The 24,753-nt window shown below is 30.6% G+C and carries 22 protein-coding genes, 8 tRNA genes and 1 pseudogene; 8 read left to right on the plus strand and 23 right to left on the minus strand.

Translation table 11 applies throughout. The features are described 5' to 3' along the window. Positions 1-5: 5 nt before the first annotated feature. From AA076_RS09290 to lukE, 8 genes are all read right to left on the minus strand, one after another. The gene (locus tag AA076_RS09290; RefSeq protein WP_000691541.1) at positions 6-1,379 is read right to left on the minus strand and encodes a S8 family peptidase; all 1,374 of its coding nucleotides are present in this window, start codon (positions 1,377-1,379) and stop codon (positions 6-8) included. Positions 1,380-1,388: 9 nt separating this feature from the next. Further along, on the minus strand, positions 1,389-1,907 hold the full coding sequence (locus AA076_RS09295) for a flavoprotein (RefSeq protein WP_000504439.1): 519 nt from the start codon (positions 1,905-1,907) through the stop codon (positions 1,389-1,391). A 15-nt stretch (positions 1,908-1,922) separates the two neighbouring features. Next, entirely contained in the window at positions 1,923-3,167 is a 1,245-nt protein-coding gene (locus AA076_RS09300) for a lanthionine synthetase C family protein (RefSeq protein ID WP_000566596.1), read from the minus strand. Next, the gene (locus tag AA076_RS09305) at positions 3,160-6,153 is read right to left on the minus strand and encodes a lantibiotic dehydratase (protein ID WP_001092605.1); all 2,994 of its coding nucleotides are present in this window, start codon (positions 6,151-6,153) and stop codon (positions 3,160-3,162) included. The genes AA076_RS09300 and AA076_RS09305 overlap by 8 nt, the downstream gene beginning before the upstream one ends. A 64-nt stretch (positions 6,154-6,217) precedes the next feature. Next, positions 6,218-6,361 carry a gallidermin/nisin family lantibiotic gene (locus AA076_RS09310; protein ID WP_000416756.1) on the minus strand — a complete coding sequence of 48 codons (144 nt, stop codon included), beginning with the start codon at positions 6,359-6,361 and terminating at the stop codon, positions 6,218-6,220. 736 nt (positions 6,362-7,097) lie between these two features. Further along, entirely contained in the window at positions 7,098-7,241 is a 144-nt protein-coding gene (locus AA076_RS09315) for a gallidermin/nisin family lantibiotic (RefSeq protein WP_000416759.1), read from the minus strand. Between the two features lie 241 nt (positions 7,242-7,482). Beyond that, positions 7,483-8,466, minus strand: coding sequence for a bi-component leukocidin LukED subunit D (gene lukD, locus AA076_RS09320; protein WP_000782464.1), 984 nt, complete (start codon positions 8,464-8,466; stop codon positions 7,483-7,485). A 1-nt stretch (position 8,467) separates the two neighbouring features. Beyond that, positions 8,468-9,388, minus strand: coding sequence for a bi-component leukocidin LukED subunit E (lukE, locus tag AA076_RS09325; RefSeq protein WP_000878802.1), 921 nt, complete (start codon positions 9,386-9,388; stop codon positions 8,468-8,470). Positions 9,389-10,285: 897 nt separating this feature from the next. Here lukE and AA076_RS09330 point away from each other — a divergent pair. From AA076_RS09330 to AA076_RS16160, 3 genes and pseudogenes are all read left to right on the plus strand, one after another. Further along, positions 10,286-10,741, plus strand: coding sequence for a DUF6978 family protein (locus AA076_RS09330; RefSeq protein ID WP_001086053.1), 456 nt, complete (start codon positions 10,286-10,288; stop codon positions 10,739-10,741). A 12-nt stretch (positions 10,742-10,753) separates the two neighbouring features. Then, complete coding sequence (locus AA076_RS09335; protein ID WP_000206350.1) at positions 10,754-11,542, plus strand: DUF1828 domain-containing protein; 789 nt, start codon at positions 10,754-10,756, stop codon at positions 11,540-11,542. A 460-nt stretch (positions 11,543-12,002) separates the two neighbouring features. Continuing rightward, positions 12,003-12,211 (plus strand): annotated as a pseudogene (locus AA076_RS16160) (DUF1828 domain-containing protein); the annotation flags it as partial. Between the two features lie 573 nt (positions 12,212-12,784). Here the strand turns inward: AA076_RS16160 and AA076_RS09340 are convergent. The 13 genes from AA076_RS09340 to AA076_RS15240 form a co-directional block, all read right to left on the minus strand. Further along, a tRNA-Ser gene (locus AA076_RS09340) sits at positions 12,785-12,873 on the minus strand. A gap of 54 nt (positions 12,874-12,927) precedes the next feature. Next, positions 12,928-12,999: transfer RNA gene (locus AA076_RS09345), tRNA-Glu, on the minus strand. Between the two features lies 1 nt (position 13,000). Next, positions 13,001-13,075, minus strand: a tRNA-Asn gene (locus tag AA076_RS09350). 14 nt (positions 13,076-13,089) lie between these two features. Then, positions 13,090-13,163 (minus strand) — tRNA-Gly (locus tag AA076_RS09355). 15 nt (positions 13,164-13,178) lie between these two features. After that, positions 13,179-13,254, minus strand: a tRNA-His gene (locus AA076_RS09360). A 13-nt stretch (positions 13,255-13,267) separates the two neighbouring features. Then, positions 13,268-13,340: transfer RNA gene (locus AA076_RS09365), tRNA-Phe, on the minus strand. Between the two features lie 16 nt (positions 13,341-13,356). After that, positions 13,357-13,432 (minus strand) — tRNA-Asp (locus tag AA076_RS09370). Positions 13,433-13,453: 21 nt separating this feature from the next. After that, positions 13,454-13,527 (minus strand) — tRNA-Met (locus AA076_RS09375). Between the two features lie 471 nt (positions 13,528-13,998). Further along, positions 13,999-14,553 carry an RBBP9/YdeN family alpha/beta hydrolase gene (locus tag AA076_RS09380; RefSeq protein ID WP_000132889.1) on the minus strand — a complete coding sequence of 185 codons (555 nt, stop codon included), beginning with the start codon at positions 14,551-14,553 and terminating at the stop codon, positions 13,999-14,001. Between the two features lie 322 nt (positions 14,554-14,875). After that, positions 14,876-16,276: a protoporphyrinogen oxidase gene (hemY, locus tag AA076_RS09390; RefSeq protein ID WP_000167538.1), complete on the minus strand. Its 1,401-nt coding sequence runs from the start codon at positions 16,274-16,276 to the stop codon at positions 14,876-14,878. A 23-nt stretch (positions 16,277-16,299) separates the two neighbouring features. Next, entirely contained in the window at positions 16,300-17,223 is a 924-nt protein-coding gene (hemH, locus tag AA076_RS09395; RefSeq protein WP_000162881.1) for a ferrochelatase, read from the minus strand. Positions 17,224-17,280: 57 nt separating this feature from the next. Next, positions 17,281-18,318, minus strand: a complete 1,038-nt coding sequence (gene hemE / locus AA076_RS09400; RefSeq protein ID WP_000233526.1) for a uroporphyrinogen decarboxylase — start codon at positions 18,316-18,318, stop codon at positions 17,281-17,283. Beyond that, a complete protein-coding gene (locus AA076_RS15240) occupies positions 18,308-18,418 on the minus strand; it encodes a hypothetical protein (protein WP_001790154.1) in 111 nt (36 codons plus the stop codon). Before AA076_RS15240 ends, hemE begins: the two co-directional genes overlap by 11 nt. Positions 18,419-18,580: 162 nt before the next feature. Between AA076_RS15240 and traP the strand changes: the two genes are divergently transcribed. After that, entirely contained in the window at positions 18,581-19,084 is a 504-nt protein-coding gene (gene traP / locus AA076_RS09410; protein ID WP_000737976.1) for a signal transduction protein TRAP, read from the plus strand. Positions 19,085-19,207: 123 nt separating this feature from the next. On the opposite strand, the gene ecsB is transcribed toward traP, so the two are convergent. After that, positions 19,208-20,431, minus strand: coding sequence for an ABC transporter permease EcsB (gene ecsB / locus AA076_RS09415; RefSeq protein ID WP_001836284.1), 1,224 nt, complete (start codon positions 20,429-20,431; stop codon positions 19,208-19,210). Then, positions 20,424-21,164, minus strand: a complete 741-nt coding sequence (ecsA, locus tag AA076_RS09420; protein WP_000216878.1) for an ABC transporter ATP-binding protein EcsA — start codon at positions 21,162-21,164, stop codon at positions 20,424-20,426. The genes ecsB and ecsA overlap by 8 nt, the downstream gene beginning before the upstream one ends. Before the next feature lie 133 nt (positions 21,165-21,297). Between ecsA and AA076_RS09425 the strand changes: the two genes are divergently transcribed. From AA076_RS09425 to prsA, 4 genes are all read left to right on the plus strand, one after another. Further along, a complete protein-coding gene (locus tag AA076_RS09425) occupies positions 21,298-21,720 on the plus strand; it encodes an HIT family protein (RefSeq protein ID WP_000004981.1) in 423 nt (140 codons plus the stop codon). A 141-nt stretch (positions 21,721-21,861) separates the two neighbouring features. Then, positions 21,862-22,227: a YtxH domain-containing protein gene (locus AA076_RS09430; RefSeq protein ID WP_000648118.1), complete on the plus strand. Its 366-nt coding sequence runs from the start codon at positions 21,862-21,864 to the stop codon at positions 22,225-22,227. A 732-nt stretch (positions 22,228-22,959) separates the two neighbouring features. Then, complete coding sequence (locus AA076_RS09435; protein ID WP_000477959.1) at positions 22,960-23,517, plus strand: DUF3267 domain-containing protein; 558 nt, start codon at positions 22,960-22,962, stop codon at positions 23,515-23,517. A 204-nt stretch (positions 23,518-23,721) separates the two neighbouring features. Next, a complete protein-coding gene (prsA, locus tag AA076_RS09440; protein ID WP_000782121.1) occupies positions 23,722-24,684 on the plus strand; it encodes a peptidylprolyl isomerase PrsA in 963 nt (320 codons plus the stop codon). Positions 24,685-24,753 lie beyond the last annotated feature (69 nt).

Raw genomic sequence — 24,753 nt, forward strand, 5'->3', positions numbered from 1 at the left:
ATTTATTAACTTGCTTTTTGATTTGCTACATTTAATGCTTTATACACATCAAGCTCACCATGCCCATATCTACTAAATGGTTTATTATTCTTAGATGTCCCATGCTGATATAACAATTCAATCGCTTTATCTGGATGTTTTTCAAGATGATATTTATCAATGATTAAAGCTAGTGCTCCCGAAACTTTAGGTGTGGCTAATGAAGTTCCAGCTTGATAAATATATCTTCCGTTATTGGCAGTAGTTAAAATGTTCTCCTTATGCATATACCCTTCATTCATCCATTTATCCACACCGAATTGATTTAAATAAGCAAATGATCCTCCGGGCGCAGCAATATCTGTATAATTCATACCAAAATTGGAAAACTCAGATAGATTACTCTTTTGATCTGTAGATCCTACTGTAACGACATTGTCCATAGATGCAGGAACATCTTTCACTTCGCCATTACCTTGATATTCACGCTGTAATTTTAGTTTCTGTTTGTCATTGACATCAATACCATCATTACCAGCTGCAGCAACAACGATAGATTTTTTCTTCTTGGCGTAATTGATTGCTTTCTGTAACGCATCGTATTCTACTTTTTCATCTTTTCTAAATGTTTGATGGTCATTTTTGTCCAAAATAATATAACTACCAACACTAATATTAATGACTTGATTTCCATCATTTGCAGCTTGAACAATCGCTTTTGATACCCAAAGCAGTTCTGTTTTTTTACTACCAAACACGCGATACATTGTAAATTTGTTATTCGGTGCAACACCTATTAACTTACCATTAGCACTCGTTTGACCCGACACCATCGTGCCATGTCCTTTCCTATCATTGACATCGTGAACATCACCTGTTTCCTCCGGTTCAGTACCTCTAAAACCGTTTAAAGGTACTAAATTTTTAGAATCAGTCGAGAAATTATTTTTCAAATCGTCATGGTTTTTCATCACACCTGTATCTATGATTGCTATTTTGGTGTTAGCATGTTTTGGCAAATCATCATACGATGCACCATTATTGGTTATTTTATTCATATCCCATTGTCTTGAAAATAATGACTCATTTGATGTTCTGTCTATTGTTTTCTCGCTAGTAATACAAGTTGAACATGTGGCATTGATATATTTAATATCATTTTTATAGTTTGCTAAAGCATTAGCATGCATTTTCGTCATTTTAATCTGTGCCACATGTAATTCCGGTATATTATAGACAACGTTTAAGGACTTCTTTTTAACTAACTTGTTAAATGTTGCTGTATTTTTGTATTCAACACTGTAATATAGTTCTTCTGACGCTGATGCATTACTCATTGTAATAGATATTAAAAGACTCAATATTATTAAACTAATAATAGCGCGCTTTATGATTTTCATATTCTAATCTCAAATGAATTCCAGAACTTTATATGGTTCAGGTGCGACAACATTCTTTTTAAATGTTTTTGACGCTAATTCATAACTTTCTGAAATATTTGCTGGATATATTGATACACCATAATCTTTTAATAATCGAATATTATTTTGAGTAACTGGATTTTCCCACATTCGTAAATTCATATTTGGAAATATAGAAAGTTTTTCAAAAGCTGTATGACAAATAGTTAATAATAAATTGTCACATATACCATTTGCAATTTTATTAATCGTATTAGAAGTCGCAGGTAAAATAATAATCTTGTCATGTTTATTTGCTATATCTACATGATTTAAAAAAGGGTCTTCAAATTCGTCATAATAGTTATCGCAAAATTGCTTTAATATTTCACCATTAATAAACTTTCTACCGTTTGTTGACGCGATTACATTTACTTCATCAAATTTTGATTTTAATTCAATAATATAGTGGCTAATATTGATACTATTAACTGAGCCACACAAACAAATCAATACATTTTCTCCCATGATATACGCCTCCATTCAGCTAATTAAAAACGCATTGGTCCAATTTTTTTCATTGAGAATTTTTGTATTTTTCAGTGTCATCAATGTTAGATAGACCCCTAATTCACCTTCTAAAAGGCCAACTTTCCTACTTTTAAATACATCTTGCTTATTTTCATTAATGTCTATAAAATTCACCAGATAATCTTCCTTATAATGAGAAATCAGTTTATTTATTAATACAGTGATATAATCAGACACTTCATTTAATTCAAAATTCAAATTCATAATTGTTAACATTAATATTTGTGATGACAATCCATGACAAATAGTTGGACTTATTAAATTTTCATCTTTATCATTTACTACTTGTAGCATCACTTTTTTAGACATTTTAATTATTTCATCATCTTGTAATGCTTGGCCGATTAAAAACAACGTCGTCATTACACCCGTATTGCCATAACACCAACCATTCCGAATAAAATTGAAATGATTACGTTCAGAAATTAAATCGTAACGCTGCAACCATCTTTCGTGGTTACAAAATTTTTCGTCCATGATAAATTTGTACATGTCTTTTAATATGTGCTGATGATTTTCAATCGTAATTCCTTTAATCACGCATAATGCAAATAAAGACATCGGTCCTAGCACTCCATGTGCAAGGCCAAGATTGATATTACCTTCAGTAAAATAATTTTTATCAGACTCTAAAAATTGACTTTCTTGTGGGACTACCCAGCTATTTTTAGAATATTGAATATCTTTAAAGTATACTAATATGCTTTTTAATGCTTTAACATTAAATTCATTCTCATCTACTCTATTTAGCAAATATCTCCCTATCCCAGCTAATCCACTGACAGTATCATAATTTAATGGATTTAATGGTTCTTGTAATATTTGATCAAATTTATTTTCTATTTCATTTACAATGTGACCATCAATATTATTTAAAATATTTTGATAATTTTTGCCATTTTGCGATGCTAAATCCATTGAAAATGCAATACCTGAAAGTCCACCAAACAAAGAATTGTTATATTGACCACTCTGTAAATATGGTGCTAATTTCATGATGTACTTATGCACAATTTGCTCAGTATTAATATCGAAAACTTTTTGATAAGCATCTAAAAACAAAATGATACCTGGTATACCATGTGATAAAGTTGAAGGTTCAAAATAATCGGTTTCAGTAGATGCTTTTGAAATGAAATCATCTACTTCTGAAATCTCTTGAAACTTCTTCTTCAATATTAGATTCATATCAATCATTTTTGTCACCACACCAATGCTTTTGAGTTTTAACAATTTCTTTTACAATAGATAAAACAAATGTTTCTTGATCCTTATCAATGCCAAATATTCGATTGCAGCGCATATGAATTAAGCTGCCAATAATCCTTGACCTTTTAGTAGTTAAAGTTTTTTTAAGCCCTTCATTTAATTTGCTCAAAATTTGGTTGCCATCTTTTAAAATTCGATAAATACCACTATAGTGTTTAGCCATATATTCAAAATTATTAGCAGGATTACATATAGTTACAAGTTCATTTTTAAAAGGTCTAATATCTTTACTTTTAAATGATGTAGGTACATAGTTATTAACAATTTCCATACGCTCTTCATTAGAAATTGAAAACATCTCAAATAAATACATTATTGAAATAGCAACAATATATGGTCGATCAAACTTAAAATCATTTTCAATAATATTGACAGCTAAATTCGTGTCATATTCAAAGAAGGCTTCTATTTCATTAATCGTGTTCTTTCCACCATATCTAAAAAATTCTGGCTCGTATGATACAAATTCATAATCTGAAACTTCTGTCGTTTGTCGAACATGTGGTAACCAATTCTTCAAGATGCTGTATATTTCTGCGTAATTTTCGTCATTCCTGAATAACCTCAACTTTAAAATGTCACCTTGTTTGATATAACGCATTAAAAAATATTGATCTATATCTCCCTTATCTTTAAGATGTTTTACAAATGGATACAAATTGTCGATGATAAATGTATCTTGCGATGGCTTATCGATATGAATATGTAATGCAAACCAGTCTTTGTCATATTCAATATCTGTATTTTTATATTTTGGAATTTCGATTTCGGGTCCTCGATAAGATGATTTTTTATAAATTGGTGTAACAATTTCATACACATGATCATTCTTTGATTGAGGTAAAAATGATTCTACTAAACGTACACGTTTATGCTTCTTATATTCTTTCATCAATAAATATCTATGATTAGCTAATGATAAATTTAGTAGAAGCTTGTTATCTCCATAAACTAAATTCACGATATTAGGTATATTGAATTGTTCTTGATATTTCAAAAATTGTTGATCCCATTCTTCATTTTTAGGTAAAGGTAATACCATCTCGTTAATTTTCCAATATGCTGGTTTAAGAATGACATTTTTATATCTGATTCGTGGTGAATAACTAAATGAATCAATACTCACATCATTCATAGGTTCAATGCATTTCACAGATTCCATTGAAATTTCTCGTAACAATCGATATAAATTACATTCTTTTAAAAAGTTATACATATTGTTTGATTCAAATAGTACCCTTTTATTTAGTTGGCTAGAATATAAATATAATTTGTTAAAGGTAGCACCAACATAAATATCATCTAAGGTAAGCTCATACTTTGAATAACTATTACTACTTCCTAAATTCAATGAATATTCGTATGAGTCATGATTAGTTAATACATTATGATTTCTCGGATATTTCGGTATGTTATTTATAGAAATCATTTCTACATTGTCATCACATATCATCTTCTGATAATAATGTCCTTTTTCATGTTCTAATTTTGCTAAAGTTTCAGTATCAATTAAATGATGAAATCGCCCAAATGTAGCGCCAGCATTAAAAGACGCCGTTAAAGGACTAATAACAATGAGCTCATTGTACTGATTGTAAAAACGTCCTAAATAAAGTTCAGCATAAACATCTGCACTCATTGGCGCATGATAATGATTGATTTCATTATCGTTAATCAATGACTCTACATCTTTTTCATTTATGACTATCTCATCGTTATTTCTCAAGGCATGTAAAAATTTTTGCTTAAGCATTACAATATTATTTCCATCGGTTTCTTCTTCTTGAAAAATTGTTGTCCCGAAACCTGTTATATCTGAAATCAAATCTTTAATATTCACGAGTTGTTCAAATCCATACTTTTCAATAAAACGGTTGTGAAGAACTTTCAAATCTGTGAATCCAATATTATTTCTTGATAAAAGCCACAATAAGTACGCTGCTTCAGATATATTTGTTGCTATATCTTGATGTAAATAATTGTTAATCATGTCAATTTTGGTATCAATTTGAAGATAGTTTTTACATTTGAATAGTGCCTTCATATGATGAATAATGTCTTTATATAATTCCTCGCCAAATCCAATTTCAGTTTTTTCATAAGCTAATATCAATTTCTGGATTTCTCTAATTTTTTTCACAAAATCATCATTATGTAAAGAAAGTTTATTTAAAATATAATTTAAATTATCGCTATATGATAACGGTGGTCTGATTGTTGAATATATAATTTCCTTTGAGACAAGATTATGGATATATACTTTCACTTTAGTAATATCATTAATTTCAAATTCTTGATTTATCTTTTCAGCTAAATTTGAAAAAGTAATATTATTATTCGTCACAGTGGTTTTGATGAATACGAGTAATTCGCTATTTTTAATGGAAAAAGATGTATCTTTATTGTTGTTTAAATAAATAGCACTTTGTTCATTTAAATATATTCGATCATTGATAATATGTGCTTTACTATTCCAAATAACTTTCAAATTTTGATAATATTCATCAATACTCTCAATATAACTAACCAGTTTATACAACCATTCGCCATCGACTTTCACATATTTTTGAATACTATTTCCAACTTTAAGACGTGTTGGTTCATTTACAAAATGCCCCAAATTAATACCACTTAATAATCCAAATGGAGTTGGACGTGTTGACATTCTAATTAAATATTTTAATAAACTTTCTTTAGCATCTCTAACCTTCTTGTTATCGCCATCAAAATTTATTTCTTGTAAAGTACAATATAAGTTAAATGTTGTTGTTAGGATTGATTCTTTCATCTGAGCATTTAATTGTAAGTCGCTATATTTAATTTGTTCAGTATTTAAAAATAAATTGAAAAATTCAACTGATAATAAAGGTGTTCTAATCATACAAATACTTGACGGTTCGTAAATAGTGTTCATTTGTAAGCACCTCACATATTTGAATAGACAAATAGAGCCCTTTCAGGCTCTATTTGCTGTAATCTTAACAGCAGAAGCTATTAAAACTACCAGTCTTAGCACAACCAGGAGTACATAAACTATGACTTGTAATACGTTCGTCACCTGCTGAATCATTTGAGTTATTGTTTGCTTTAACTTGCACGTCTAAATCAAGAACTTTTTCCATAGATAAAACCTCCTATTATTAGTTGAAGTTAAGGCCTACTTCAATTGTCATATTATCCCTTTTCACACAACAAATCAATAAATTATATAATTATATTTTGTGAATTTTTTGTAAACACTTATTAATTTAGTAATACTATTTTGATAATTAGATTTTTGTGTTTTTTTATTACTATTTATTTTCACTAATAATTTTGCATCTAAGTTCATAATTTTAAATTTATTGATGAATTTTTTAATAGATTAATCAATTCATTTATACAAATACTTAGATATTTTTATCTATCAATACTATTACGAATTTGGAGATGGCTGCTTGAGATTAATTAATAGATATTTATGCAGTTTTGTTCTATTTATACAAAATTTAGCAAATAATAATTGAAGTTATTTTAAAGATGAGGATATAAACATATAATTTCAATGACTTGATTATTTTCTTAAATGACATGTTCTAAGAGGGTCAATATAATAACCAAAGCTTGTCATTACTTATATGTAAAGATAGAGGCTAATTACATAATCCTAACTTATTTAACAGGAAGTCATGAAAACTATATTACAACTAAAAGTATAACTTTCCATCACCAAAGTCAGAATTTATTGAAACACTCAACTGATAATATAGAAGGCTAATTATAAAAATACCTGGCGATTAATAAACTGTTTCCGTTTTTTAGCACTTAATATATTTAAAAAGACAAATAGAGCCCTTTCAGGCTCTATTTGCTGTATCCTTAACAACAGAAGCTGTTAAAACTACCCGTCTTTTCACAACCAAAGCTACAAAAAAGATGGCTAGTTATTCTTTCGTCACCCGCTGAATCATTAGTGTTGTTATTTCCTTTAACTTGCACGTCTAAATCAAGAACTTTTTCCAAAGATAAAACCCCCTATTTAAAAGTTGAAGTTAAGACCCACTTCAATTGTCATATTAATCATTACCACACAATAAATCAATGAATTTAATAATAATTATTTGTTATTAATTTGTAAATCGTCATTAATTTTATGGTACTATTGTTAGTTTAAACAAATAATGTAACTTCTTTTTTTAATATGTTGTGAATATTTTTTGTTTAACTCTTAAATTTCGGGTTTAACTTCCTCTATTTCTAACAGTTATACTCCAGGATTAGTTTCTTTAGAATCCGTACCGATTAATTTAACAGTATGGTTTTGCCAGTCAACTTCATAAGTAGATGTAAACGTTACTGTATTTTGATTTTTGTAGTTATTTCCAACCCAGTGTAGTCGATTCCATTGATTAGTATATCTATCCATTTCTCTTTGGTAAGTTACTTTGATTTTAGATTTTTTTGTATCATTTTGTTTATGAGAAAGTACGCTTATAAATTCTGGGTTAAAGTTACCACGCGCCAATAAAGGCATTTGATGTGTTGGCAAGAAATTTTGACCAGCATTTGAACTACTTTGTCTACCACCTAAAAACAGTTCATTACCATATGTTGGGTCATAACTATCTCTACCATATGGTCCCCAACCATTATTCATAATTTTGTGCGCCTCAACACCCCAGCCAATTGATTTATGATTTGTTTTTCTATCAATCGTAGTTCTGTAACTTTCTTGTTTATAATTTATCGTTTCTGAAAATGATTTTGATCCATTTAATCCACCTGATAAGCCATTAGATATATTAATATCTCCGCCATAAGAATAACCTAATGTTTGTTGAACTTGGAATTCTTCATTTTGATTTTTAGGTGCATAGTCAACAACATTTACAGCATCATTTGATTCTGAACTAACCGAAACATTATACTTACCGCCCCAATAAAACTGTGAGTAATTGTAATCTTTTGGATTAGGCTTTTTATAACCTGAATTAATGTTTCCGGCTGCCTTAAGTACTAACGTATCTTTGTCATAACTTTTATCCTTAATGAAATTAAACGTTAAAATTTGAGAAATATTCAATTTATCATTATCAGATGTTGCTGTTGTTTTGTATAAAGTGATTTTGTCATCTACTTTTTTCTCGCTTACAGGTGTGATATGTTGAGCTGCATCAACTGTATTCGATAGCAAAAGCAGTGCAATTGATGAAGCAACTGATGATTTGACTAATTTTTTCATTTTCATATTAATTATGTCCTTTCACTTTAATTTCGTGTGTTTTCCAATTAACTTCATATCTAACTACAAAGTTTCTATTTACAAATGCATTATGCTTTCTTTCTGCGTAAATACCAGTTCTAGGGAATAAAGTCGCATATGTAATATCTAAGTTTCTACCATATGAAATTTCAAATTCACTCGTATCACTTGAACCTTTTTCATGTGATAGTGTAGTGATAAACGATGGATTAAAGCCACTTTGAACTAAAGGTGGCAATTGATTATCAGGAGCAAAATATTCTCTTGCTGAACCTGTTGGACCATTTGGACTTTGTACGAATAAATATCTATCATGCGCAGATTTTTTTCCATCAGGCGTAACAAATTCGTTTGCTTTAACACCCCATTTAACAGATTTTGAGTTTTGCTTGTCTACTTCACTGACATAACTCTTTTGGGTATAACTAATTGTTTTAGAATAATTAAATGAGCCATTGCCACCTATAGATGGTGCTGACTGGAAATTACCTCCAATGTTATATCCTAATGTTTGACCAACATCAGTAGTTTCTATTTTGTTTTTAGGAAGGTAATTGATTAAGCTAACATTTGGATCTTTAGTCGTCAGTCCTATATTATATTGGAATGGCCAAATCATTCGTTTAGTTAATTCATATCCACTACCCTTCACATCTGAAAATGAAGTTCTGGAATTAATAAAACCTTGCATTTTAACAATTAAAGCGTCTTTGTTATATTTTTTATCTTTTACAAAGTCGAATTGGACATTTTGAGTAACGCCCCATTTCTTACTACTTACATCCTCCGTACGTTTGATTACTTCAGCACCATCACCAATATTTTCAATATTAGTATTTGCTCTAGATTCTTGAATCGGAGATGCTAAAGGTGCAATCAGTCCTACTGACAAAGTTGCAGCTAACATTTTTTCTTAAACATAAGTTTCACTTTCTTTCTATATAAATTTTTAATACAAATTTATTCTAGATTATTTCACTTATTTATAAAATTAACTGTTCATTAAAAAATAAAATGCTATAAAATATTAAAAATGACACAATTTATTCATTTATGCTGCTGAAAACCGGTCATTTTGGCGCAACCTTCATTACCTTTAAATAGTTCCCTTTATATTCGAACAATATGATAAAATTACCGATACTCAATCTTTTCTCTGTAAAAATAAAAACGAACTTTAATCAAATCTTCAAAAATAATGTTTGTATTATCACAAATAATCTATAATTGAATTTAAAATTAACTGATTATTAACTATTGTCCGTTAAACGAAGATGATTACTTCGTATACTGTTATAACTGAAATGTTCTATATATCATTTCGTAATATCGCTTACTTCATCTAAAAAAATTTAATGCTATGATTTAGTCTAATTAAAAACATATATATATTTACTATGAACTAAAATTTCACTTTAAAAATAAAAAACCATGATTTCGAAGTCTTCATAAACTGAAGCTTCTACTCTCATGGCAATTTATACTATGATATTCAATTATAATGCCTAGTCTCATAGTAAACGGCTACTACATTCGCATGTACTTCGTTTTACTGTCCACGCATGGTCGTTGACTTATTTATATTATAATATAAATATTTTATTTTTCAATACTTAATTTTAAAAATCCCCTATGAAAATGTTGATGAGCTACATCTTTAAATCTTATTATACATTGTATAAAATTATATTGCGAGGTAGTAAATTGATATTATACACTTTTGGTTGTGTATGCATCTCACCTATCTTTTTTGCTTTTTTCAAATAAGAAAGTATTAAAAATTAATGCCTATACAGGAACAGACATGGCTAAACTTGATTTAAATAGTCTTGACGACGAGCACGTAAAATTATTAATAAATGAATTAAAATATCCAGAAACTCATATCGATGTAAATGAATTAAAAACAATAGTTGCTAGTCGAATAAATGAAAGGCAAGAAATAATAAGTTTTAAGTTAGGAATAAAGTACTTATTAACAATAAAAAGAGGGAACATAGAAAAAGATAGGTTTTCAATTTCAATCATTTTCAAAGATACCTATCACACCCTAGTTAGAATAGATATTAACGGTGGTACTCACGATAATCCAGATGGAACAATCGCTCCGAAAAGTCATATTCACATATATAATGATAAGTATGATAAAAAGGATAGGTTTGCTTATGAAATTAACTTGAAAGATTTCCCCGACATCTATAACTTGTATAATGTGTATATGTCGTTTTTAGAGTATAATAATATAAAAGACCTTGAATAAAGGAGGGATAATATGACTACATTTGATGCTAAAAAATTAAAAAAAGAATATCTTGATTGGTATAATCAGACCTTAGAGTTTTCTAATTTATCAAACAATGTAGTAAGAATAGATACTCCTTTTAAAGATAATTCTTTAGATAATTTAATAATTTACGCTTTATACGATCAGTCCAGAGACATGATTACACTGACAGATGACGGCTATACTATATTTGATTTAGAAAATAATGGTATTTCTTTAAATAAATCAAAAAAACGTAAAAAGATTTTTGAAGAGCACCTTTCAGCTTACGGTATTAAATATAACGATAAAACTCACGAAATTTTTGTTCAAACTAACTTTAAAAATTTTAATAAATCGAAACATAATTTATTACAGTGCCTTATATTTGTTAATGATATGTACTTACTTTCTAATCCTAAGTCACAGAACATATTTACAGAAGATGTTGCAAACAAATTGGATGAACATAACATTTATTACGGAAGAGATTTACCTATTATAGGAAGCAGTGGTGTTGTTCATAATTTCGACTTTTTTATTAGCGCTAAGAAAAATCAAAAAGAAAAATTTATCAATGCTATTTCTAACCCTAATAATTCTATGATTATTAAGTCGAAAATAACGGATGCTATGCAAGCAAAAAAAATAAAAAGACACAGGCAAAATGAGTTTATTTTTATTTTAAATGACTCAAAAAAAGAAATAAATGAACATAATAAAAATCTTCTTCATGAAAACTATATTAGTACAATAGATTATAGCGAATTAGATGAAAAGATAGGTTTATTGATTTAATATATATAGACGTGATAATATCAATGTTTATATTAAATGAAACGAATTTGAAAATTTCGAAACAGCTTAAGATAGCAAATTGAATAGCCTTATTGATAATGCAGAATCGTCTACACTTAGTTGAACAAATTCTATGAGAATAGATATTGTTAAACTATTTGGGTAGGCGATTTTATTTTGACAAGAGTCAGAAGATTATTTAGTTCATAGTTTAAGTTACAAATGGCTAAACTTTATGAAAATGGTATGACTAGAATCGAAATTATACTCGAATACGATTTAACACTCTCAATCTTCTCGAACTGAATAAATACTGGGTCATTCAATCATCAAGACAACTTAATAAGTGATGATAAATGTTCATACCATTTTGCAAATATAACCAGATACTCTCAACAAAATGTAGAGTTCAAAATTAAAAATGTCCCTAATTGGCACATTGCTGTATGATAATAAATTCAACTTAGATTTCAACAATATAACTAATGATGCTTATATTTACCGCGATATCAAACCAAACAGCCCATCCACAAACAAATTAGAATATATCATGTTAATAATAGTAAATGATATATCTTCCAAAGACCGCAAACTGTAGCAGAACATGAGAACCTTGCGCTTTTGAAATGGTCTAATAAATCAAATATCATTGAAACTTTAATCACATAAATTAACAGTAGTCACCTGTTCGCAGTTCTATAAATTACAAATGCAATAAAGGCTAAAGTAAACTAATTACTTTAGCCTTTATTAATAATTTAGTCGAATTTATTAAAAATCGACTAACTCCTGGTTATGCTACGCTTTACTTTATAATCCGCACGTAGATGCCGATTGATTATATTATAATATTATTATTTTATTTTTTCAAGCGTATATATAATATTTGATTTTCTTTAAGTAACAGCTAAACATTACATTTCAAAACGATTAGGTCATGCAGATGTACATACAACGCTTAAAACATATTCACATTTGATTAAAGAATTTGAAGATAATGAAACTAAATTTATAGAAAAAAATCTGAATGATTTGTTTTGTGACTAAACTTCAAAATCTTGTGACTAAAATTAGGATTATTCATCAAAAATTAGTCACATTGTGGCTAAAAAATTTTAAATGGATATAAATAAATAAGAAGTGTAAAAATGAGGATAATAGCTCAAATGCAGATATATCAAGGGATTGAGTCCAAAATAAAAATAGCGCTTAAAATGGGTAAAACCAATTTAAGCGCCTTTACGGAAGGTAAGGGATTCGAACCCTTGAGACGCTTGTGACGCCTACACACTTTCCAGGCGTGCTCCTTCGGCCAGCTCGGACAACCTTCCTCAACAATAAATATGTAATAAAAAAACAGAAGCGATATTTCACTTCTGCTTGTATGACTCCTACGGGACTCGAACCCGTGTTACCGCCGTGAAAGGGCGGTGTCTTAACCGCTTGACCAAGGAGCCATGGCTCCACAGGTAGGACTCGAACCTACGACCGATCGGTTAACAGCCGATAGCTCTACCACTGAGCTACTGTGGAATAATAGAAAATAATGGAGCGGGTGATGGGAATCGAACCCACAACATCAGCTTGGAAGGCTGAGGTTTTGCCATTAAACTACACCCGCTAATGTAAACGATTATGGGGCGGCTGAAGGGGATCGAACCCTCGAATGTCGGAACCACAATCCGATGTGTTAACCACTTCACCACAACCGCCATGAATTAAGAATGGTTCAGGACAGAGTCGAACTGCCGACACATGGAGCTTCAATCCATTGCTCTACCAACTGAGCTACTGAACCGTAATGGTAATAATAATGGCGGTCTCGACGGGAATCGAACCCGCGATCTCCTGCGTGACAGGCAGGCGTGTTAACCGCTACACTACGAGACCTATTAAATTAAAAACTATGTATTGCGGGAGGCGGATTTGAACCACCGACCTTCGGGTTATGAGCCCGACGAGCTACCGAACTGCTCCATCCCGCGCTAATATTATTTTGAATTACCTAATTAATATACCATAATCAAAAACCTAAAGTCAAGAACTTTTTGAATTTAATTTAAATGTTATCTCTTAAATAATTACTTAAATATCGTAGCAACATGTTCTCTGTTGAACACAAATATTAGTATATTCATTTTTGTAGTGTACGTCAACGACATTTTCAAAGTTTTTTGTGTAAAAAAACGCTTCTTATTCCCTTTTATCATATAAGTGTCTAATAGTTGTCATAAATAGTGTTAAAGCATTTAAAAAGGTATAGGAGTTATAAAGTTTACAACGCCTATACCTTCTGAAAAAGAAATTATAAAAGCTTGTTACACCGCATATTCTTTCAGTCAGCGACTACCAATATAACATTGTAGCCCTAAGACATTGCTTGACGCCTCAATTACAACAATTTTTCAAAATCAGCAGCTACCTACTGACACAACATAACACAACCCATACACTAACTATCGTGTCATGTAATCTTGCATCCGATCTTGCAACGCTGTAAATGTTTCGAAGCCATCCTCTTCTAAGAAGTGCCCTCCATCTTCCACGATTTGCAAGTTCCCCTCTAATGCATTCATTAAACGCTGGGTCTCTTTATATGAAACGTATTTGTCATTTTTAGAACTCAATCCGTAAAAATTGTCAACTTTCTTTTTAATATTATCGTAATCAATGGTTACATTACTTAAATCAATATCTAAATCTATATTTTCTGCATCTTCTTTAAAGCCCGCTATACTGAAAAAGCCTTCAATCGGCTGATCAATCATTTCAATATATTTTAAAGCTGTGATTGAACCTAAACCATGTGTTACAAAATATGTATCCTTTTTGCGTACATTAATTTGTTTCGTCATAGCTTCAATCCACTGATCCACTGTCTTCGCTTCAGGGGATTCAAAATTAAATAATGTTACGTCATATCCTTCTAAAGTTAAGTTATGCTCCAACCACTGATACCAATGATTTCTACTATTTCCATGCATAGAATGTACAATAATTACATCTGTCATCTCATTCTCTCCTTTCAACTTACTACTTCTTTTCTATTTTTAAAAAAATGACTGATTACCTATAATTGTAAAATAAAAACACCTTAATTAGAAATGTTATATCGCAAAGTGACATTTCTAATTAAAGTGTATTGTCATCATTTCAATATCATTCAAAAACAGCTAAACCTTTGTCTCTGCTTCAATTTCACAAAAATAATTCCCGCTGAAAGTATCTATATTTACACATTACTTCCACCATTATATAACTTAAAAATGACTATATTTCATCAAACATTATCTAAAGGCGTCGCACCTACACCAACACCATCCAACAATTAACTTACAACTCTGCGATTACTTCTTCAGCAGCAACTTTACCTTGCGTAATACAATCAGGTAGTCCAACCGCTTCAAAAGATGCACCAGTTACTCTAAGTCGTGGATATGTTTGTTTAATATGTGCTTGAATCTGTCTAATTTGTTGAATATGACCGACATGGTACTGTGGCATACTTTTCGGCAAACGATTGACAATTGTAAATTCAGGATCACCTTTAAATGTCATCATTTGACTTAAATCTCTACGTACAATCGATACTAATTCATTATCTGTATGATCATCAACCACAGTATCACCTGGTTTACCTACATACGCACGAATCAAAACCTTACCTTCCGGTGTAGTAAATGGCCATTTTTTCGATGTCCAAGTACATGCGGTAATGTCTGTATCACTCGTTCTCGCAATTACGAAGCCAGTACCATCATGGGTATTTTCAATGTCTTTTTCATCAAATGCCAATACAACAGTTGCAACAGTCGTACTATCCATCGTTTTAAAGTAATCAAATGCTGGATCTTGTCCGAACCAATTTAAAAACACTTGATGTGGTGTCGTTACTAATACGCCATCATACACTTCTTCTAGTTGATCATTGTAAACAATTTTATATTGTTTTTGAGATGTAATTATATCATCCACTGACGTATTGTAGCGTATTGTCACACCTTTATTTTTAACATCTTGTTCTAATGCTTCAATAAATGAGCTTAAACCATGCTTAAATTGTTTGAATTGTCCTTTCGGTGCGCCAGGATATAATTGTCTTTGTTTCAGACGCTTATTTTTCTCATCCTTCATACCTTTTATCAGACTTCCGAATGCCTCTTCTTTTTCTTTAAAATTAGGAAACGTACTCATCAAACTTAATTTATCAATATCGGTACCATAAATACCACCCATTAAAGGCTCTATTAAATTCTCAAGTACCTCATTACCTAATCTTGCTCTGAAAAATGCACCAACAGAAATGTCACCATCCTGCATTTGAGTAGGTTTTTTTAATAAATCAAACCCTGCTCTTAATTTACCAAGTGGCGATATTAATTTTGTAGTAACAAATGGTTTAATATCTGTTGGAATACCCATAATTGAACCACCTGGAATCGGATATAATTTATTTTTCGCAAAAATATATGATTGTCCAGTCGTATTTGTAACAATATCTTGTTCTAATCCAATATCTTTCGCTAATTCTGTCATAATCGTTTTTCTACCTAAATAAGATTCAGGCCCTAGTTCAATCATATAACCATCTTTACGATACGATTGAATCTTTCCCCCCGGACGATTCGATGCTTCAAAGATGGTTACATCAATATTAGGATCTTGCTGTTTTAAAAAATATGCACTTGATAAACCTGTTATCCCCGCTCCTATAATAGCCACTGATTTAGTCACAATGTTTCACGCTTCTTTCGTCATTAAAATATAGACTTGATTTCATCAACAATTGCACCGATAAATAATGGATGTGTATTCGGCATTTTTGGACGATAATAATTCGCACCAATATCATCGCAAACTACTTTACATTCATAATCATTGTCATAAAGCACCTCTAAATGCTCACATACAAAACCTACTGGCGTATATATAAAGTTTTTATACTGATGTTTTTCATATAAATCACGTGTTAAATCTTGTACATCTGGCCCTAACCAAGGTGTACCTGTATTACCTTCAGATTGCCAACCAATCGCGATATGTTCAATATTAGATTGTTCTTTAATTAAAAGCGCAGTATGTTCTAGTTCTTGTGGATATGGATCATTATTCTTTTCGATTAAACCTTTTGGCAAACTATGTGCCGAAACAACTAATACCGTGTCTTTATGTTCCTCTTCCGGTATTTGAGCTAATGTTTCGTTGACTTTATTCGTCCAATATTCAATAAATTTAGGTTGTTCATAATAATGTTTCACATGTGTAAGTTGAATACCATATTTTGCAGCTTCTTCATCAGCACGTTTGTCATATGATCCTACTGAAAATGAAGAATAATGTGGTGCTAGTACTACCGTGATTGCTTCAGTAATGCCATCATTGTGCATTTGTTCAACCGCATCTTCGATAAATGGTGAAATGTGTTTTAATCCTAAGTATAGTTTAAATTCAACATCTGCATATGCTTTATTTAATGCTGAAACTAGCGCATCAGCCTGGTCATCTGTTGTACCTGCTAATGGTGATAAACCACCTATAAATTCATATCTATCTTTCAAATCTTGAAGTTCTTCTTCAGATGGACGTTTACCATGTCTAATATCTGTATAATATGGCTCTATGTCACTTTCTTTATAAGGTGTGCCATAAGCCATAACTAATAATCCCATTTTTTTAGTCATTGATAATACCTTCCTTTAAATGAATTATCTTTCATGTGCTTCAATGTAAAACTATGATTATCTTTGTGTATATGTGTGTACGAATTCGCTTACTTTACGTAACGTCTCTGGTTGCACTTCTGGGAATACACCGTGTCCTAAATTAAAGATGTGTTTACCGTTCTCCATACCTTGATCTAATATTGGTTTCAATCTCTCTTCAATGACATTCCATGGTGCTAATAAAATTGATGGATCTAAATTCCCTTGTAATGTTTTAGTAACGCCTAATTGTTGAGCCTGATTAATAGACGTTCTCCAATCTAGGCCTAATACATCAATCGGTAAATCATTCCATTCATTGATTAAATGACTGGCACCTACACCGAATAAAATTACCGGCACATCATGTTTTTCTTTAACCTCACTGATTAATCGAATCATATGTGGTTTAATGTAACGTCTGTAATCCTCGACATTTAATGCACCTACCCATGAATCGAAAATTTGAATCAATTCGGCACCTGCTTCGACTTGAGCTGTTACATATTTAACAGATACATCAACTAAATGATTCATTAAAGCAAACCATGTTGCTTCATCTCTATACATCATCGCTTTTGTAAAATTGTAATTTTTCGATGGTCCGCCTTCAATCATATATGACGCTAATGTAAATGGTGCCCCAGTAAATCCTATTAGCGGCACATTTAACTTTTCTTCTGTTAAAAGTTTAATTGTATCTAATACATATGGTACATCTCGTTCGGGGTCTATTTGAGAAAGTTTCTCAACATCTTGAATTGTTTTGATTGGATTATGAATCACTGGACCAATACCCGATTTAATTTCTACATCGACACCAATTGGCTTTAATGGTGTCATAATATCTTTGTATAAAATTGCTGCATCTGTATGATAATTATCAACTGGTAAATGTGTTACATAAGCGCACAACTCCGGCTGATGTGTAATATCGAATAGTGAATATTTTTCTTTCAATTTTCGATATTCTGGTTGCGAACGGCCAGCTTGTCGCATAAACCAAACAGGTGTATGTGATGTTTCTTCACCTTTGATCATTTTTAAAATTGTATTGTTTTTATTATGCACCATAAAGGCCTCCTAAATTAAAATCATTCTTATCTATATTATCATATCGCTCATTCGTTCGTATTTTCAATAAATAAATGTCATAAAACTGACATTTAATCATAGAACTATTTATTGTAAATTTAAATTCTAAAGTCCATTATTTTGTATCATTACTTCTAAATATCTCGCAAGATTCATTATAGTAATTTTAATCAATTATTAATAGTGGTAATGACTAGTTTATCATCGTATAATAAATAAAAACATAAGGGGGACCTTTCATATGAAGAAACTATATACATCTTATGGCACTTATGGATTTTTACATCAGATAAAAATCAATAACCCGACCCATCAACTATTCCAATTTTCAGCATCAGATACTTCAGTTATTTTTGAAGAAACTGATGGTGAGACTGTTTTAAAATCACCTTCAATATATGAAGTTATTAAAGAAATTGGTGAATTCAGTGAACATCATTTCTATTGTGCAATCTTCATTCCATCAACAGAAGATCATGCATATCAACTTGAAAAGAAACTGATTAGTGTAGACGATAATTTCAGAAACTTTGGTGGCTTTAAAAGCTATCGTTTGTTAAGACCTGCTAAAGGTACAACATACAAAATTTATTTCGGATTTGCTGATCGACATGCATACGAAGACTTTAAGCAATCTGATGCCTTTAATGACCATTTTTCAAAAGACGCATTAAGTCATTACTTTGGTTCAAGCGGACAACATTCAAGTTATTTTGAAAGATATCTATACCCAATAAAAGAATAGATTCGAAGAAAACTTCCATTGGTTATGCTGTTAACGTATAGATGCTAATGTAATCTGAACGCCGTATCATTTGGCGTTCAACATTACATGCACCTTTACAACATACATGCCAATGGAAGTTTTTTAGTCTCGTAATAATGTTTCCTGATATTTCAACTTTTTAATAATACTTCTAATCGTTAATAAACCTACAATATAGAAAATGAGTACAACATAGAATAACGTCATATGTTTTATAATAAATGTCACTGCAAACACAGTACAAATAACAAACATTAATCTATATAAAAACTGTTCATACCCTTTGATTACCTTCTCTTCAGGTACAGGCCACACTTGAGGCCATAAGCCATATGCTTGCTGTGAATAAAATTGTGCCATTTGTAACAATATAATATATACAAATAAACACCCAATAATTGCTGTCACTAATGGATATGATAACCAAACTATTAATAAAACTGCAATAATTACTAACCTAAAGATAATATTAAATGCGTCTCTCCCTCTTATAAAGCTTCTAATAAATAAGAATAAATACATCGCATTAGAGTTAAATTTACTACCCTTTGGAACTGGTAAAAGTATATCTAGATAACTTCTTCTGACTGCAGATTCTTTCAAATGTTTTACATCGGTGAACATATTAACAAATTTATAATAATTCATATGATGTCGATGTTCGATTGCAATCATTTTCTCCCAAGGATACAAAAAGCCTGGTTTATATTTTTTAACTAAAAATTCTATTAACACAGGCAAAGCAACCATCACAAATGCGATGTACCATTTTGGAGCTAATAGTAAGTAATATGTTAGAGCAAAGGTGATGAATGATATTAAATTAACTTGCCATGTTTTAAGTCCCGATTGATACCATTGCCATCTTAAGCGTAAACCAACATATGGAAAAATTAATGCACTGACTCCAAAACAAATATAAAATGCCACATTATGTTGATTAATATTGTAAAACAACGGGAACATTACAATAACAATAATGAGTTGGATTAATATGCGCGCAAAGTAACTATATAAAATCGCATGACGCATAAATTGAGACATGTGTTTTTCAAATGGTAATAAAAAGATTTTATCCGCTTCTTTTAACAGTGGTCGCATTGGAAAAATAGATGTCAACGCAACAATCACTGCTGCTATTAATGAAAAATTGATATTCGTTGGAATATGTTTTAACCATTCACCATATCCAAAAATAAATGCACCCAGCAAAATAAGTAAAAAGACCATGAAATGACCATTAAATATAAACTTATTATAATAATTTTTCTCTTTACGAAGGGCATGTAATCTTTTATTAAATAATGTGGTAGCTTGGTTACGCATGTACATCTCCACCTTGCGTCACATGAATATATATATCGTCTAATGTTTGATTATGTAAGCCAGTTTGTTGTCTCAATGCTTCTAAATCTCCAAATGCAACGACTTCACCTTCGTCTAGTATGATAAAACGATCACAGTAACGTTCAGCTGTTGCTAAAATATGTGTACTCATTAGAACGGTTCTACCTTCGTTTTTCTTTTCAACCATTAAATCTAACATGGATTGAATTCCTAATGGATCTAGGCCAAGGAATGGTTCGTCTATAATATACAATTCGGGATTAACGATAAACGCACAAATAATCATGACTTTTTGTTTCATCCCCTTAGAAAAATGACTCGGAAAAACTTTCAACTCATTTTCTAAACGGAATGTCTTTAATAATGGCATTGCTCGATTCATCGTTTCATCACGATCAATATCATATGCCATTGCTGTCATCTCAATGTGTTCCTCTAATGTGAGTTCTTCATAAATAACCGGTGATTCCGGAATATAAGATAACTTTCTTCTATAAGCCTCTATGTCATCATTAATGTTGATATCTGAAATTGATAGAGATCCTTCCATAGGTGTAAGCAATCCTAGCATATGTTTAATCGTTGTACTCTTACCAGCGCCATTAAGGCCAATAAGTCCAACAATTTCGCCTTTGTTTAATTCAAAATTTATATCTTTAATTACAGGGCGTTTTCCATATCCACCTGTAAGCTGTTCTACTTTAACTGTCATAAGGCACCTCCATGACTTATATTGTACCAAAAATTATAAAATGCTCATATTAAATACACATGTCCTAATATCGAATTTTTAGCGACAATGTTATAATGAATGGTAATACTAGTTGAAAAGGAGTGTAGTCATCATGTCAGAAACAATTTTCGGCAAAATTTTAACTGGAGAAATTCCTAGCTTTAAAGTATATGAAGACGATTATGTCTATGCCTTTTTAGATATATCACAAGTTACTAAAGGACATACGTTATTAATTCCTAAAAAAGCTTCTGCTAATATCTTTGAAACTGATGAAGAAACAATGAAACATATCGGTGCAGCATTACCTAAAGTAGCAAATGCTATTAAGCGTGCATTTAATCCTGATGGTTTAAACATTATTCAAAATAATGGTGAGTTTGCAGATCAATCTGTATTTCATATTCATTTCCACTTAATTCCTCGATACGAAAATGATATTGATGGATTTGGTTATAAGTGGGAAACACATGAAGACATTTTAGATAACGATGCAAAACAACAAATTGCTGAACAAATTCAAGCACAATTTTAAATGTATGCTTAATCTAAGCTCGAACGGGTATAATATGATTAATATTATAACAATTGCGTTTGAAGTGATAACATCAAGGTTAGCAATTTTAAACAAAATGAGTTATCAAGATAACAGATGTTAAAAGTGAGGAGAATATAAATGAAAGCATCACGCATTCTATTCGGTATCGGTGTTGGCGTAGCAGCTGGTTTTGTAGTTGCACTTCAAGGACGTGACGACAAAAGTGTCAAGAACAACACGATCGATCGTACTGCCCCTACTGGTTCAAAATCAGAACTACAACGTGAATTTGAAACGATTAAACAAAGTTTTAATGACATTTTAAACTATGGTGTTCAAATTAAAAACGAAAGTGCGGAATTTGGTAGTTCAATTGGTGGTGAAATTAAGTCATTACTTGGAAACTTCAAATCTGACATTAATCCTAATATTGAACGTTTACAGTCACACATCGAAAATTTACAAAATCGTGGCGAGGATATTGGAAACGAAATTTCTAAGTAGCAGGTTACGTTCTCGATCACAACTATTTTTATTAGTAACAGCATATTTATTTTTTAAAATTAAATGCCAAATAAACGAGATGACATTAGAAATTAGATATTTCTTGTCATCTCTTTTTTAAAACTCAAATGAACTTATGTTTACAAATTATAGGAAGACATTGTTTGTAGTGATTTTCGCTTAAATCATATTTATGAATTGATTGAAAACATTGCTTAGGATTCATTGTGTTATCCTTGCACTTTGATTACGCTTTACTTAAATCATTATCGACAAACAACATACTTATATTTTCATTGAGCCGAACCTTATATACACATTACATATACCTTACTTGCACAAATTATTAATCTGGTGTTTATTATAATTACATATCACTATATTTTTAGCATTTGTATAACTTAGTTGGTCAAAAGATGCTTTTGCATATGCCCTGCCATATCCATTTTTTATATTATTCAAGTTTTCAAATACTCATGTCACACGCGCCTTTTTCATAAGTGATGCTTTATTAGCAAGAATATGTGTTCGCAGAAATTTGTTCTGCATTCTACTTCTACGCTAGTCAATCAGACAATTTTACCAATCCCCACTTTCGCGTTTCAAATCAAACAATACGTCGCTCCTTTCTTCTTATATAACAATTCTTCTAACATGATATGTTACTATTGAATTACTGAACCTGAGTTAGTTATAATCTAACTTATATTGAAAAGAGATGAGGCGTAAGATATGTTTTTATGTAAAAGACAAATTGATATCAATGCACGATTTGGTTTGCCTAGAATTGCATTTATGAGTGCAGTTGCAACCATCATTATGTTTTTAGTTAGTTATGAAGTAATGTATTTTTTATCTAATACGCCATTATCAGATAGACATTTTCTCATCTTTTTATTACTTGTATTTATGACGTATCCATTACATAAAAGTATACATTTATTATTTTTCTTACCATATAGAAAATCGTTTAAAGTTCATAAGTTAACTAAAAGAAAATGGCTTATATTCTATAATACCTACGTCAATCAACCTGTACACAAATTTTATTTTTGCATTAACTTAATATTGCCGTTAATTATCTTATCTGCAATGTTCGTTTATCTAACAATTTCATTCCCGCAATATGGACATTATTTTATGTTCTTATTGGCATTGAATTTCGGTATTTCCATTACAGATTTATTATATTTAAAAATAATTATATTTTCTAATTATGGACAATATATAGAAGAACATAGTACAGGTATTAATATTTTGAAAAAAATTAAAAATCCATATCATTTATAACAAAATAATTATAGCAAGGTGTTATTATTTGTTTTTAGGCTATGTAATAGCTTACAATCAAATGTATATAGACCTTGTTTTTTTATTTTCATCAATTTCTACCCCTAAACCTAATGCTCTAGTCTGATGTCATGGGTTATTGATTGGTGATAATATAAAACTATGTTATATTCACGATGATTAACTTACAAAGGAGTTTCAACTATGAAGATGATAAACAAATTAATCGTTCCGGTAACAGCTAGTGCTTTATTATTAGGCGCTTGTGGCGCTAGTGCCACAGACTCTAAAGAAAATACATTAATTTCTTCTAAAGCTGGAGACGTAACAGTTGCAGATACAATGAAAAAAATCGGTAAAGATCAAATTGCAAATGCATCATTTACTGAAATGTTAAATAAAATTTTAGCTGATAAATATAAAAATAAAGTTAATGATAAGAAGATTGACGAACAAATTGAAAAAATGCAAAAGCAATACGGCGGTAAAGATAAATTTGAAAAGGCCCTTCAACAGCAAGGTTTAACAGCCGATAAATATAAAGAAAATTTACGTACTGCTGCTTATCATAAAGAATTACTATCAGATAAAATTAAAATCTCTGATTCTGAAATTAAAGAAGACAGCAAGAAAGCTTCACACATTTTAATTAAAGTTAAATCTAAGAAAAGCGACAAAGAAGGCTTAGATGATAAAGAAGCGAAACAAAAAGCTGAAGAAATTCAAAAAGAAGTTTCAAAAGATCCAAGTAAATTTGGTGAAATCGCTAAAAAAGAATCAATGGATACTGGTTCAGCTAAAAAAGATGGCGAATTAGGTTATGTTCTTAAAGGACAAACTGATAAAGATTTTGAAAAAGCACTATTTAAGCTTAAAGATGGTGAAGTATCAGAGGTTGTTAAATCAAGCTTTGGATATCATATTATTAAAGCTGATAAACCAACAGACTTTAACAGTGAAAAACAAAGCCTGAAAGAAAAATTAGTCGATCAGAAAGTACAAAAAAATCCAAAATTATTGACTGATGCATACAAAGATCTATTAAAAGAATACGATGTTGACTTTAAAGATCGTGATATTAAATCAGTTGTCGAAGATAAAATCTTAAACCCTGAAAAACTTAAACAAGGTGGCGCACAAGGCGGACAATCCGGCATGAGCCAATAACACAAAACCGAGCGACCGTGGTTCAAAAATCATACCACGGCCGCTCGGTTTTTTCGCATTAAAAATCGG

The sequence above is a fragment of the Staphylococcus aureus genome (assembly GCF_001027105.1).
GTDB lineage: Bacteria > Bacillota > Bacilli > Staphylococcales > Staphylococcaceae > Staphylococcus > Staphylococcus aureus.

Coding starts and splice junctions, on each gene's coding strand:
- lukE (WP_000878802.1), bottom strand. CDS start 9,388: ATGTTAGCTGCAACTTTGTCAGTAGGACTGATTGCACCTTTAGCATCT.
- AA076_RS09335 (WP_000206350.1), top strand. CDS start 10,754: ATGACTACATTTGATGCTAAAAAATTAAAAAAAGAATATCTTGATTGG.
- traP (WP_000737976.1), top strand. CDS start 18,581: ATGAAGAAACTATATACATCTTATGGCACTTATGGATTTTTACATCAG.
- hemH (WP_000162881.1), bottom strand. CDS start 17,223: ATGACTAAAAAAATGGGATTATTAGTTATGGCTTATGGCACACCTTAT.
- lukD (WP_000782464.1), bottom strand. CDS start 8,466: ATGAAAATGAAAAAATTAGTCAAATCATCAGTTGCTTCATCAATTGCA.
- AA076_RS09305 (WP_001092605.1), bottom strand. CDS start 6,153: ATGAACACTATTTACGAACCGTCAAGTATTTGTATGATTAGAACACCT.
- AA076_RS09435 (WP_000477959.1), top strand. CDS start 22,960: ATGTTTTTATGTAAAAGACAAATTGATATCAATGCACGATTTGGTTTG.
- AA076_RS09300 (WP_000566596.1), bottom strand. CDS start 3,167: ATGATTGATATGAATCTAATATTGAAGAAGAAGTTTCAAGAGATTTCA.
- AA076_RS09430 (WP_000648118.1), top strand. CDS start 21,862: ATGAAAGCATCACGCATTCTATTCGGTATCGGTGTTGGCGTAGCAGCT.
- ecsB (WP_001836284.1), bottom strand. CDS start 20,431: ATGCGTAACCAAGCTACCACATTATTTAATAAAAGATTACATGCCCTT.
- prsA (WP_000782121.1), top strand. CDS start 23,722: ATGAAGATGATAAACAAATTAATCGTTCCGGTAACAGCTAGTGCTTTA.
- AA076_RS09290 (WP_000691541.1), bottom strand. CDS start 1,379: ATGAAAATCATAAAGCGCGCTATTATTAGTTTAATAATATTGAGTCTT.
- ecsA (WP_000216878.1), bottom strand. CDS start 21,164: ATGACAGTTAAAGTAGAACAGCTTACAGGTGGATATGGAAAACGCCCT.
- hemE (WP_000233526.1), bottom strand. CDS start 18,318: ATGGTGCATAATAAAAACAATACAATTTTAAAAATGATCAAAGGTGAA.
- AA076_RS09330 (WP_001086053.1), top strand. CDS start 10,286: ATGGCTAAACTTGATTTAAATAGTCTTGACGACGAGCACGTAAAATTA.
- AA076_RS09425 (WP_000004981.1), top strand. CDS start 21,298: ATGTCAGAAACAATTTTCGGCAAAATTTTAACTGGAGAAATTCCTAGC.
- AA076_RS09380 (WP_000132889.1), bottom strand. CDS start 14,553: ATGACAGATGTAATTATTGTACATTCTATGCATGGAAATAGTAGAAAT.
- AA076_RS09295 (WP_000504439.1), bottom strand. CDS start 1,907: ATGGGAGAAAATGTATTGATTTGTTTGTGTGGCTCAGTTAATAGTATC.
- AA076_RS15240 (WP_001790154.1), bottom strand. CDS start 18,418: ATGATTAAATGTCAGTTTTATGACATTTATTTATTGAAAATACGAACG.
- AA076_RS09310 (WP_000416756.1), bottom strand. CDS start 6,361: ATGGAAAAAGTTCTTGATTTAGACGTGCAAGTTAAAGCAAACAATAAC.